General features: G+C 60.4%; 1 protein-coding gene. It reads left to right on the forward strand.

The features are described 5' to 3' along the window. The first annotated feature begins 46 nt into the window (after positions 1-46). Positions 47-14,005 carry a non-ribosomal peptide synthetase gene (locus CHB79_RS05575; protein WP_089359137.1) on the forward strand — a complete coding sequence of 4,653 codons (13,959 nt, stop codon included), beginning with the start codon at positions 47-49 and terminating at the stop codon, positions 14,003-14,005. Positions 14,006-14,011: the final 6 nt, after the last annotated feature.

Raw genomic sequence — 14,011 nt, forward strand, 5'->3', positions numbered from 1 at the left:
TCTCCGCTCGCCACGCTGTCGCCCCTCTTTTTGCAGGACGCTTTAAATGACTCACGATAAAACCAGCAGCAACCCGATCGAAGACGTTTACCCGCTATCGCCGTTGCAGCAAGGGATGCTGTTCCACTCCCTGTTGCATGAAGACTCAGGCGTCTACCTGATGCAGGACCGTTACCGCATCGGCGGTGCCATCGACGAAGTGGCGTTCCTTGAGTCTTGGCGCCAAGTGGTGGCGTTGCACCCTTCCCTGCGCGCCAGTTTTCAGTGGAAAGCCCAGAAGCAGCCAGTGCAAGTGATCCACCGTGAGGTCAAGGTTCCGCTGGACACAATCGATCTGCGTGGGCTGGCTCCAGACCAACAGGACGCGCGGATTCGCAGCTTGCTGGCCGATGAGCAGAAAATCGGCTTCAACCTGTCGAAGCCACCGCTAATCCGTTTTCGCCTGGTGCGGCTGGCCGATGAGTCTTACGAGTTCATCCGCAGCTTCCACCACATTCTGATGGACGCCTGGTGCATTTCACTGGTGACCGTGGACTTCCTCAAAGCCTATGAAGCGCTGTGCAACGACCGTATCCCGCAATTCAAGCGCCCACGCCCGTTTCGTGATTACATCCAGTGGTTGCAACATCAGGATGCAAACAAGGCAGAACAGTTCTGGCGCGGCCAATTGCAAGGGCTCAATGCACCTACGCCATTGACGGTGGACAACGGCGTCAGTCGCGACCGCTACACCGACGCAGTGCTGGTGGACGACCGGCTGATTCACTTGAGCGCCCAGGAAACCCAGGCGCTGGCCGCGTTCTGCCGAAGCCAGCGAATCACGCCCAATACCTTCTTCCAGGGCGCCTGGTCACTGCTGCTGTCGCGTTACAGCGGCCAACGGGACGTGATGTTCGGCGTTACCGTGGCTGGGCGCCCGGCGGAACTGACCGGTGTGGCGGAGATGATCGGCCTGTTTATCAACACCCTGCCGTTGCGAGTATCGGTAGACCCCGAGGCATCGCTTGGCCAGTGGCTCGGCGCCCTGCAAGGGCTGAACCTGGATATGCGCGACTACGAACACACGCCGCTGACCGATATTCAGGGCTGGAGCGACTTTCCTCGCGGTGAAACCCTGTTCGACAGCATCCTGGTATTTGAAAACGCGCCTATCGACGAACAGATTCTCGAGGGCGGTTTCCAGTTCAGCCTTGATGGCATGGATCATAGCGTTCACACCCATTACGGCCTGACCCTGGTAATTCTGCCCGGTGAACAACTGGGTATTCGACTGTCCTACGACCGCGACCGCTTCGATGCTGCAACCGTGCAGCGCCTGCTTGGTCACCTGGCCAGTCTGGTACGCGGCATGCTCGCGGCACCGGACGCCGCGCTGGGCAGCTTCGAACTGCTGAGCGGTGAAGAACGCCAACAACTGCTGGGCGAATGGGCACACAACCCACAGGCATTTCCGCTGGAGCAGAGCTACGCTCAATTGTTTGCCGCACAAGTGGCTCAACGGGGTGATCAGGTGGTCGCGGTCTGCGATACCGAGTCGCTGACCTACGCCGAACTGGATCGCCGCGCCACATGTTTGGCCCATGCCCTGCGTGAAGCGGGCGCCGGTGCAGATCAATTGGTCGCGCTAGCCGCCCCTCGGGGCCTTGCGCTGTTGACCATGATGATCGCCGTGTTCAAGACGGGTGCCGCCATGTTGCCGCTGGAGGTCAACCATCCGCCAGAGCGACTGCGAGAAATCCTCACGCTGTCCCGTGCACCGTTGCTAGTGGCCACTGAAGAGTGCAGCAATTTGCTTGATCAGTTGCTGAGTGGTCTAGAGCAGGCACCTGACGCCCTGTTCGCCGAAGCCTGTTGGCAAGCCAACAATGATGCACTCTTGCCCTGGCTCGGTGGTCCGGAAAGTTTGGCCTATGTGCTGTTCACCTCGGGTTCGACCGGTACGCCCAAAGGGGTGATGATCGAACAACGCGGCATGCTCAATAATATCTTCGGCAAGGTGCCTGGGCTGGGCCTGAATGCCGAAGACCGGATTGCACAAACCGCATCGGTGGCCTTCGATATTTCAGTCTGGCAGTTCCTTGCCGCGCCTGTCCTGGGGGCTACCGTGCATATCCTGCCGGATGAGGTGGCCCATGATCCGCAACGCCTGTTGCGGGTAGTGGTCAGCGAGCGCCTGAGTGTGCTGGAAACTGTTCCGAGCTTGATGCGCACGCTACTCGCACTATGCCCTTGCGACTTGCAATTGCCTGACCTGCGTTGGGTGATGCCTACCGGTGAGGCCCTGCCGCCGACCGTGGCTCGTGACTGGTTCGCGCGCTTCCCGGACATCCCGCTGATGAACGCCTACGGCCCCGCCGAATGTGCCGATGATGTGGCGTTCCAACCGATCTTTTCCGCACCGGATGCCAACGTCAGCCACATGCCCATTGGCCAGCCGACAGCCAATAATCGCCTCTATGTGCTGGACGAAGCCCTGCGCCCGCTGCCAGTTGGTGTAGCCGGGGAAATCTGTGTCGGGGGAGTCGGTGTCGGTCGTGGCTATCTGCATGATCCACAGCGCACAGCCGACGCCTTTATTGATCATCCGCAACTCGAGGGTCGGATCTATCGCACTGGCGACCTGGGACGCTGGCGCGCCGATGGTTTGATCGAATACCTGGGCCGCCGCGACCAACAGGTCAAGCTGCGCGGCCATCGTATTGAGCTCACGGAGATCGAACACCGTCTGGCTCAACATCCAAGCGTGCGTGAGGCAGCGGTGCTGCTGCGGGAAAATCATGTCGGCGAAGCCTGGTTGGTGGCTTACTATTCGGCTCACGACGAGCGTCTGGGCCACGACGAACTGAGCAGCCAACTGCGCGAGCACCTGCGCGGGCAATTACCGCCGTACATGGTGCCAGCGGCCTTTATTTGCCTTGACCGTCTGCCCCTGAACGCCAACGGCAAGGTCGACCGCAAGGCTCTGGCTGCTCAGGAGCTGAACTGGCAAGCCGACACCCAGCAAAGCGTCGCCCCGCGCAACGAACAGGAAGCGGCTGTAGCCGCGATCTGGGCCGAAGTGCTGGGCCGCGACAGCATTGGCGTGGAAGACAACTTCTTTACTCTCGGCGGTCATTCGCTGCTGGCCACACAAATCGTGGCGCGACTGCGAGCCCATTTCAAACTCGACCTGCCGCTGCGACTGTTGTTCGAGCAGCCCACTGTGGCGCTGCTTGCTCTGGCGATTGCCAAGCGCCAGGCAGAAGCCGCCACGCCGCAATCCGCTGTGGCCCCGGCATTGAAAACCCTGCCGCGCCCAGCACAGTTGCCGCTGTCGTTCTCGCAACAGCGCTTATGGTTTATCGAGCAACTGACACCCGGAACCACGCTGTTCAATATTCCCTTCGCCCTGCGCTTGAAAGGCGATCTCAATATCCAGGCACTGCACGCCAGCCTTAATGACCTGCTGGCCCGCCACGAAATCCTCCGCACCGGCATTCGAGACATTGATGGCGTACCGTGCCAGCACATCAGCGAATCATTGAGCATTGCCTTGCCGTTCGATGATTTGTCCGGCTTGCCAACCACCGCCCGCGAAGGCGCGCAGTTCAGTGCCTTGCAAGACGCCTTCAGCCAACCCTTCGATCTCAGCACCCCACCTTTGTTGCGCGCGCATTTGTTGCGCCTGGCGCCGGGCGAGCATGTGCTGGCGATTGCCCTGCATCACCTGGTTTCGGACGCCTGGTCGGCGACCATCGCCCTGCGTGAGCTGGCCCAGGGTTATGACGCCCGCTGCAATGGTGCAGCGGCCAAACTGCCGGATTTGCCGGTGCAGTACGCCGACTTCGCCCTTTGGCAGCGCGAGCATTTGCAAGGTGATGAACTCAAGCGCCAACTCGATTACTGGAGCCAAACGCTGGATCGCAGCAACAGTGACAGCAGCCCCTTGCTCGCGCTGCCCACCGACCTTGCGCGGCCTTCGGTGCAAAGCTATCGCGCCGGCATCGTACAGCGTGAACTGAGCACCGAACTCAGCAGCCGGGTGCAGGCCTTTGCCAGTCGCCTGGGCACCACGCCCTTTACGGTGATCTTTGCTGGTTTCGCCGTGCTGATGCATCGCTTGAGCGGCGATGCCACTGTTTTGATCGGCACACCGGTCACTCATCGCGAACAACCGGGTACCGAAGGCTTGCTCGGCATTTTGCTCAACAATCTGGCGATCCGCACCGACTTCGAACCCCACGCCGATTTCACCGCGCTGGTGAGTCAGGTGGCCAAGCGTCTGCGTGAAGGCCTGCAACATCAGGATCTGCCCTTCGAGCAATTGGTCGACAGCCTGCAACTGCCGCGCAGCCTGAGCCATGCACCGCTGTATCAGGTGATGGTCGCCCAACAGCTAGCCATGGAGTCGCGCCTGCGCTTCTCCGATCTTGAGTTTGAAGCGCTTGACACGCCGCTCAAGCAATCCGAATGCGACCTTGATCTGCATGTGCTCTGTCCAGCCAATGCACCGATCCAACTGGAGTTGATGTACGCCCTCGACCTGTTTGTTGCCGACAGCGCGCGGCAAACCCTGGCCCGCCTTGAGCACTTGCTGGACTACATGCTCGCCGAGCCGCAGCGTCCGGTAGCAGCCTTGCCGTTGCTGATGGAGGCGGAATGGCAACGCACCGTTGTCGAGTGGAACCGTACCGAAATGGCGGTGCCGCAACATCTGTGCTTCGCCCAGCTGTTTGAACAGCAAGCCGAGCGTACTCCGAACCGTGATGCCCTGTGCTTCGAAGGACAGAGCCTGAGCTACGGTGAACTCAACCGCCGAGCCAACCAGGTTGCGCATTACTTGCGAGGTCGTGGGGTGGTGGCCAATAGTTCGGTTGCGCTCTGTGTCGAGCGTTCGCTGGAACTGCTGGTGGGGTTGCTGGGCATTCTCAAGTCTGGCGGCGCCTATGTGCCGCTGGACCCGACTTATCCGCTGGATCGTCTGGCGTACATGCTCGAAGACGCACAACCAGCATTGCTCATTGGCCAGCATGGCTTGTTGGAGGAACTCGGCATCCATTTGCCGCGTCTGCGCTTGGACAGCGATGCCGCGTTGTTCGCCGATCAACCAGAGAACAACCCAGCACCACTGGCCGGGCCGGATGATCTGGCCTACATCATGTACACCTCAGGTTCCACAGGTAAGCCCAAGGGCACTTTGGTCACCAACGGATCGGTGGTCAACCTGGCCTGGGCGCGCATTCATGGCCTGTACCGCCGCTATACCGACCAGCCAATGCGCGCCAGTTTCAACTACTCATTCGCCTTTGACAGCTCGGTGGCGGAACTCATCCTGCTGCTCGACGGCCACAGCCTGTACCTGACACCAGAAGCGGTGCGTTACGACCCCGAAGCATTGGCCCAGTTCTTCCGCGACACCCGCCTGGATGCGTTCGAATGCACCCCGGCGCAGCTCAAGGTCCTGCTCGAAAGCGACGGCGTACGCCGTGGCGAAACCTATCTGCCGCGCTTTGTCCTGTTCGGTGGCGATACGGTGGATGCGCAACTCTGGCAACGCCTGCCATCGATTGCTGGCAGCCGCTTCTTCAACACTTACGGGCCGACCGAATGCACGGTCGATGCCACAGGTTGCGCGGTAGACGACTTCCCGGATCGGCCAATCATCGGTCGCCCCATCGCTAACGTGCGTACTTATGTTCTTGATCCTTTCCTCAACCCGTTGCCGGTTGGCGTACCGGGGGAACTGCACATCAGCGGCGCTGGCGTGACCCTGGGTTATCTCAACCGTGCTGAGCAGACCGCAAAGGTGTTCATCAACGATCCGTTCTCGCCGCTGCCAGGCGCACGGATGTATAAATCCGGCGATCTGGTGCGCTGGTTGCCTGACGGCCAGCTGGAATACCTCGGACGCATGGACCACCAGGTTAAAATCCGCGGTTTCCGGGTCGAGTTGGGCGAGATCGAAGCGCTGATCGGCGCCCAGCCCGACGTACGCCAGGCCGTGGTGCTGGCCCGTGAAGACGATCCCGGGGACAAGCGCTTGGTGGCTTACGTCACCTGCGATGCCCAAGCCGACATCGATGCCTGGCGCAAGGCTATTGGTGCTGCCCTGCCCGACTACATGGTGCCTTCAGCGTTCGTATTGCTCGATGAGCTGCCGCTGACCGATAACGGCAAACTTAATCGCAAGACCTTGCCCGCACCAGAGATTCAAGCCGCACCTGACGCCCAGAATCCGCCGCGCACAGTCGCCGAACAGCAGCTCGCCGCACTTTGGTCCGAACTGCTGAAAGTACCGCTTGCTCAGATCGGTCGCGACAGCCACTTCTTCTACCTCGGCGGACACTCGCTGCTGGCGGCGGTGTTGTTTGCCCGACTGCGCCAACAATTCACCACAGTGCCAGCGCTGCGCGCGGTGTTTGAACAGCCGACACTTGAAGCACTGGCCGCAACGCTGGGCAATCCGCTGCAGGCACCTGCGGCGGCATTTGTCCCGGCAGCTCGCCCGGCGCGGCTGCCGCTTTCGTTTGAACAGCAACGCCTGTGGTTTCTGGAACAACTGAGTGCCGGAGGTGGCGAATACAACGTCGTCAGCGCCGTGCAACTGGAAGGTGAACTCAACAGCCAAGCCCTGAAAACTGCTCTCAACAGTCTGGTTCAACGCCACGAAGTCCTGCGCAGCCGAATCTTGCGCGATGCCGACGGCGAGCTGATGCAACTCATCGAACCTCAGGTCGATATCGAGCTGCCAGTGACTGTATTGCAGGCGACCAGCGACGAACACTGGCTGCAACTGACCGACAAGGCGATCCACGCGGAAACCGGACGCCGTTTCGATCTCGCCAGCCAGCTACCCATTCGGGCCGCGCTGATACAACGCAGCGACTGTGCTCAGTCGCTGCTGCTGCTCAACCTGCATCACTGCGCCACCGACGATGCATCCAGCCAGAACCTGCTGGATGAGCTGCGCCAGCTCTATACCGCCGAGTGCCAAGGTTCCACGGCGACCCTGCCTGCGCTGGCCCTGCAATATCCTGATTACGCCCTTTGGCAGCACGAACCCAAGCAACAGGCAGCGTTCAGCAGCCAGCTTGAATACTGGCGCAAACAACTGGAAGACGGCGATTACTTACTCGATCTGCCGACCGATCAGGCGCGTCCGAACCAGCTCGATCCAACTGCTGGCGCGGTACAACTGCAACTGCCGAGCGCCTTGGTTGAGCGCCTGCGCCAGTTCGCCCAGCAACGCGGCGCCACCCTGTACATGCTGATGCTGGCTGCGGCGCAACTGCTTTTGGGACGCTACGCCAACCAGCGTGACGTGCGGCTTGGCAGTCCGGTGGCCCAGCGTCCATTCGCTGAGCTGCAACCGCTGATTGGCTGCTTCGTCAACACACTGGTCATGCGCACCGATCTTGATCCGGCCCTTGATTTCGAGGGCTTGCTGAGCCAGGTGCGCAATCGTGTGCTGGATGCCCAGCAGCATCAGGACGTGCCTTTCGATCAGGTCGTGGAACACCTCAAGCCATCACGCAGCCTCGGCCAGACGCCGTTGTTCCAGGTCTTGTTCGCCATGCAGAACGCCGATTCGTCGAGCCAGCATTGGCCGCAATTGCAGGTTAGCGAGCGGGCCGTGACCGCCCAATCCACCAAATACGACCTGAACTGGGAAGTACACGACGGAGAGGTGCTGTCGGTGTTGCTGGAATACCGCGCCGCGCTGTTCAGCGAAACCACGGCCCGGCGCTGGTTGCAGCAATGGCAGCAACTGCTCGAAACCATGCTCGACGCGCCCCAGACCCGCCTCGGCGATTGGACACCCTTGCTTGTGGCACAGCGCAATCAGCAGCTGGTTGACTGGAACGCCACCGAACGCCAGTACTCCTGCCCGACCAATCTGCATACGGCCTTGAGCCAGCAAGCCGTCTTGAGTCCAGACGCACTGGCGCTGGTATTTGAAGACCAGCGTCTGAGTTATGCCGAGCTGGATCAGCGTGCGCAACAGCTTGCCCGTGCCTTGCGCGGTGCCGGTGTCGGTCGTGAGTCGATTGTGCCGCTGTGCATGGAGCGCTCGGTTGAAATGGTCGTCGCCCTGCTCGGCATCGTCCATGCCGGTGCTGCCTGGTTGCCGCTGGACCCTGAGTTGCCTGCCGCGCGTCTGGCCTTCCTGATCGAAGACGCCGATGCGCAAGTCAGCCTGACTCAAGCGCAGTGGCTGTCAAAATTGCCAGCCGGGCATAACGTCTGGACGCTGAATGCCTTGCCGGATGCTGAAGTGGGTGAACCCATCAGCGTTAAATCTGATGATCTGGCTTATGTGCTCTACACATCTGGTTCCACCGGCCAACCCAAAGGCGTTATGAACGAGCACGGCGCCTTGATGAACCGCCTGCACTGGATGCAGGACGCCTTCCCCATTGGCCCGAACGACCGGGTGTTGCAGAAAACACCGTACAGTTTCGACGTCTCGGTGTGGGAATTCTTCTGGCCGCTGATCACCGGTGCAACTTTGGTGGTGGCGCGCCCCGATGGCCATCGCGACCCGGCTTACCTGAGCCAGTTGATCCAGCAGGAACAGATCACCACCCTGCACTTTGTGCCTTCGATGCTGCGCGCCTTTGTCGAAGAACCGAGCCTGACCGATTGCCAAAGCCTGCGTCAGGTATTTGCCAGCGGCGAAGCGTTGCCGGTTGATCTGGTGCGCCGTTTTATGGGCCAGCACCCAGCGGCGCTGATCAACCTTTACGGCCCGACTGAAGCAGCCATCGACGTCTCGGTATGGCGCTGCTCGAAGGACGATTTGATAGTGCCAATCGGCAAACCAATCGCCAACCTGCGCCTGTACATCCTTGATGAGAGCATGCAGCCGCTGCCAATCGGCAGCATCGGCGAGCTGTATATCGGCGGTGTCGGCGTGGCCCGCGGCTACCTGAAACGCCCGGATCTGACCCAGGAACGTTTCCTTGCAAGCCCATTTGTTGAAGGTGATCGCCTGTATCGCACGGGCGACCGTTGCCGCTTCATGGCTGACGGCAATATCGAATATTTGGGGCGTCTCGATCATCAGGTCAAGCTGCGTGGCCAGCGGATTGAACTTGGGGAGATCGATGCGGCGCTACTGGCACAGGCTGGCGTACGCGAGGCTGCTACCTTGCTGCTTGAACAGCGCTTGGTCAGTTTCTGGTGCGGTGAGGCCGATGAGGATTTCATTCGCGCAGCCCTGAACGACAGCCTGCCTGCCCATATGCAGCCCAGCCTCTTGGTGGCGCTCGACAGTCTGCCGCTCAACAATAACGGCAAGCTCGACCACAAGGCACTGGCCGCCACTCCGTTGCCAGAAGCCCAAGGCAAGCAGAGCCAGATCGCGCCACGAAATGCCACGGAAACAGTGCTCTGCCAGTTGTTCAGCGAACTGCTTGAATGCTCATCCGTGGGTATCGAAGATCACTTCTTCCAACTTGGCGGTCACTCCTTGCTGGCCACTCGACTGGTGGCACGGGTACGCGAGTGTCTCGGTGCAACCCTGCCGTTGTCACTGGTCTTCGCCCAACCAACGGTGAAGGCGCTGGCCGGTCATCTGCAAGCGGTCACACCGGGTGAGTCGATCAGCCCACAACCGCGTCCGGCGCAATTGCCACTGGGGCTGGCTCAGCGCCGGTTCTGGATGCTTAGCCGTTTGGTGCCAGAATCCCGTGAGTACCACATGCCGTTCGCCCTGGTCTTGCGCGGTGAGTTGCAGGTTGAGGTCTTGCGTGAAGCCTTCGCACAGCTCAGCCAGCGTCACCTGGTGCTGCGCAGCCGTATTATCGAAACCGAGGGTGAGCCGCAACTGTTGATCGATGACCATGGACCTGAACTGACGCTCAGTTTAGTGGCAACGCAAGACTGGACGTCGACTTGTGCCGAAACCCGCAACAACTTGATGGCACCGTTCGATCTGGCCGCTGCTGCGCCCTGGCGTGCGCACTTGCTGCAACGCCAGGGCAGCGATGAAAATCTGTTGCTGGTCTGTCTGCATCACAGCGCCACTGACGGTTGGGCCATGCAGTTGCTTATTGACGAACTGACCCAGGCCTACGCCGCAGGTGTACGCGGGCAGGCGCCTGGATGGACGCCGCTGCAAATCGATTATGTTGATTTCGCCCTGTGGCAACAACAGCCGGACACCCAGGCGCGATGTGACCACAGCCTGGATTACTGGAAAAACCATCTGGGCCAGGACAATTACCAACTCGACCTGCCCCTCGACCATCCTCGCGGCGCCGAAGCTGATCGCAGTGCTGGGCAATTGACCCTGCATCTCGGCAGCCAGCGTGCTGAAAATATCCGCCGGTTCGCTCGCCAGCGCGGCACCACCGCCTATGTGGTGCTGGCCACGGCCCTTAGCGCGCTGTTGGCCCGATACAGCGGTCAGCGCGAGATTCGCTTTGGCACCCCGGCGGACCAACGTGACCAAGTGCAATCCCAGACGCTGCTGGCCTGTTTGGTCAATACCCTGGTGATTCGCAGTGACGTCGATCAGCAGGCGCCAGCAGAGCAGCTACTCACCAGCCTTGAAGCCGATCTGCGCGCAGCCCAAGCCCATGCCGATCTGCCGTTCGCCACATTAGTCGGCGCTGTCGCCCAGCAACGCGACCTCAACCGTACACCGCTATTCCAGGTGCTGTTCTCTCTCAACTATGGCCGGATGCAAAGCAGCCAGTGGCCTGGGCTGAATATCGAAGAGCAGATGCTGCCGGTGATCGACGCCAAGTTCGAGCAAAGCTGGGAAGTCCAGGACGATGGCAACGACATGACGCTGAGTCTGGAATACCAATCGGCTTTGTACGAGCCGCTCACGATGCAGCGCTGGAGCAGTCAATGGTGCGCCTTGCTGGATGCATTGGTGGCTGCACCGCAGCGCAAACTGGTCGAGCTGTTCCCGCAACAACAGGATCAGCAGCAACTGGCGCGCTGGAACGCCACCGAACGTCCATACCCTGGCCCGAGCAATCTTCACATCGCCCTGAGCCAGCAAGCAGCCTTGAGCCCAGACGCCACGGCGCTTGTATTTGAAGGCCAGCGCCTGAGTTACGCCGAGCTGGATCAGCGTGCCCAGCATGTGGCCCGTGCCTTGCGCGGTGCCGGTATCGGTCGCGAGTCGATTGTGCCACTGTGCATGGAGCGCTCGGTTGAAATGGTCGTCGCCCTGCTCGGCATCGTCCATGCAGGTGCTGCCTGGTTGCCGCTAGACCCTGAATTGCCTGCCGCGCGGCTGGCCTTCCTGATCGAAGACGCCGATGCGCAAGTCAGCCTGAGCCAAGCGCAGTGGTTGTCAAAATTGCCAGCCGGTCACACCGTCTGGACGCTGGATGCCTTACCAGAAGCTCAAACAGGTGAACCAATCAGCGTCAACGCCAATGATCTGGCTTATGTGCTCTATACCTCAGGCTCGACCGGCCAGCCTAAAGGGGTGATGAACGAGCACGGCGCCTTGATGAATCGCCTGCACTGGATGCAGGACGCCTTCCCCATTGGCCCGAATGACCGGGTGTTGCAGAAAACGCCGTACAGCTTCGACGTGTCGGTGTGGGAATTCTTCTGGCCGCTGATCACGGGCGCAACGCTGGTGGTGGCACGCCCCGATGGCCATCGCGACCCGGCTTATCTGAGCCGGTTGATCCAGCAGGAACAAGTTACCACCCTGCACTTCGTGCCCTCGATGCTGCGCGCTTTTGTCGAGGAGCCGAGCATGGCTGATTGCAAAAGCCTGCGTCAGGTGTTTGCCAGCGGCGAAGCACTGCCGGTTGATCTGGTGCGTCGCTTCATGGGCAAGCACCCGGCGGTGCTGGTCAACCTTTACGGTCCGACCGAAGCGGCCATCGACGTCTCGGTATGGCGCTGCTCGAAGGACGATTTGATAGTGCCGATTGGCAAGCCAATCGCCAACCTGCGCCTGTATATCCTCGATGACAGCATGCAGCCGCTGCCAATCGGCAGTATCGGTGAACTCTATATCGGCGGTGTCGGTGTGGCCCGTGGTTACCTGAAACGCCCGGATCTGACTCAGGAACGTTTCCTTGCCAGCCCCTTTGTCGAGGGTGATCGCCTGTATCGCACCGGCGACCGCTGCCGCTTCCTGGCCGATGGCAATGTCGAATACCTGGGACGTCTTGATCATCAGGTCAAGCTGCGTGGCCAACGCATCGAGCTTGGGGAAATAGATGCGGCGCTGCTCGACTTACCGGCAATAACCGGCGCCTGCACACTGGTGTTGGATAACCGGTTGGTGGCGTTCTACAGCAGCAATACAAAGCAGCCTGAGCTTACCGCATTGCTTGCTGCCCAGTTGCCTGCGTACATGGTGCCAGCGGTGTGGGTCGAAGTACCGGCTATGCCACTGACCAGCAATGGCAAGATCGACCGCAAAGCCTTGGCCAAGCTGCCATTGCCGCAAACCCAAAGTGACTACACCGCACCGCGCAATGCTCTGGAAAGCCTGCTTTGCCAGTTGTTTGGCGAGCTACTTGGCGAAACCCTGACCGGTGGCCGCAAGGTCGGTACATCGGACAGTTTCTTTGCCTTGGGCGGCGATTCAATTCTTGGCCTGAAGCTGATCTCCCGCCTGCGCGAACAAGGTTATTCGCTTACCCCAAGAGACCTGTTCCGTTCGCCGACTCCGGCGGCGCTCGCGCAGTTGGTCACTCCGTTGCTGTGTCAGGCTGAACAAGGTGAAGTCAGTGGTTCGATGCCGCTGATGCCCTTGCATCAGTGGTTCTTCGACCAACAACTACCGCAGGCCGCGCACTGGAATCAGTCGGTACTGGCTGACAGTGATCGTCTGCTACAACCGGACTTGGTGCAGGCCACGCTGGATCGGTTGATCGCTCATCACGACGCCTTGCGCCTGCGTTTTTCTGAGGTCGATGGCCAATGGCAAGCGCACATCGCGCAAGTGTCGCCAGCACAATTGACCTGTTGCGAGCGACCGGAGCAACTGCTGGATGTCGCCCAAAGCCTGGATCTGCAGCAAGGCCCGCTGTTTGCAGCCGCTCTGCTGGAGGGTCAACCGCAAAGCCTGTATCTGGTTGCTCATCATCTGGTGATCGATGCGGTGTCATGGACGCCGTTGCTGGAAGATTTCCAGCAGCTTTATCAAGGCCTGGAGCGTGGTGAGAACCCGAGCCTGCCAGCGAAGACAACCTCTTACCGTCAGTGGGCCGAACATATGCAAGCCCATGCCGACAAGGTCAGGGCTGAACAACAGTACTGGGCTGATCAATCAGCGGCTTCCCCTGCGCCGCTGGCCACAGTCGCCGAGCGTCAGACTCTATCCGCCCGCTGGGATGCAACCCGCACTCACCAGTGGCTGACAGAGTCGCACGCAGCCTATCGCACCCAACCGGAAGAGCTGCTGATCGCCGCCCTCGCCGCCACTCTGGCAGAAGCTGAAAACCGCGCTGACATAGTGGTCGATCTGGAGCGTCATGGTCGTGATGCATCATTCGACGGGCTGGATGTCAGCCGTACCGTCGGCTGGTTCACCACCCTGTATCCGCTGCGGGTAAATTCCAGCGGTGCGCACGCTGATTGGGTGCGCAATGCCAAGCAAGCCTTGCGCGCCGTTCCGGGAATGGGACTGGGTTACGGACTCCTGCGCCAACGCGGTGAGTTGCCGGTTGGCCATGGTGATGTGCTGTTCAACTATCTGGGGCATGAACAAGCGCCTGAGGGATGGTTGCGCGCCAGTAGCCTGACTCCACCGCCTGAAGTAGCGCTTACCAACCGGGTGACCCATGGTCGAGAAGTGGTGGCGTGGTTGGAGGATGGTGCACTGCATCTGCAATGGCACAGCGTGAGCCCAACTACCGACAGCCACTTGCCAGCGCGCTTGCTGCAGCACTTGCAGGCACTGGTCGAGCATTGCCTCGACCCACAGGCGGGAGCGCTGATGCCAGCCGACTTCCCTTTGGCCAAGGCGTTGAATCAGAAGTCCCTGGACAAACTGTTGAGCAAACTCAAGCCCAAAGAGAATTCCCAAAGCTAGCGAGTG

Origin of the sequence: Pseudomonas segetis (assembly GCF_900188155.1) — a bacterium.
GTDB lineage: Bacteria > Pseudomonadota > Gammaproteobacteria > Pseudomonadales > Pseudomonadaceae > Aquipseudomonas > Aquipseudomonas segetis.

Coding starts and splice junctions, on each gene's coding strand:
- CHB79_RS05575 (WP_089359137.1), top strand. CDS start 47: ATGACTCACGATAAAACCAGCAGCAACCCGATCGAAGACGTTTACCCG.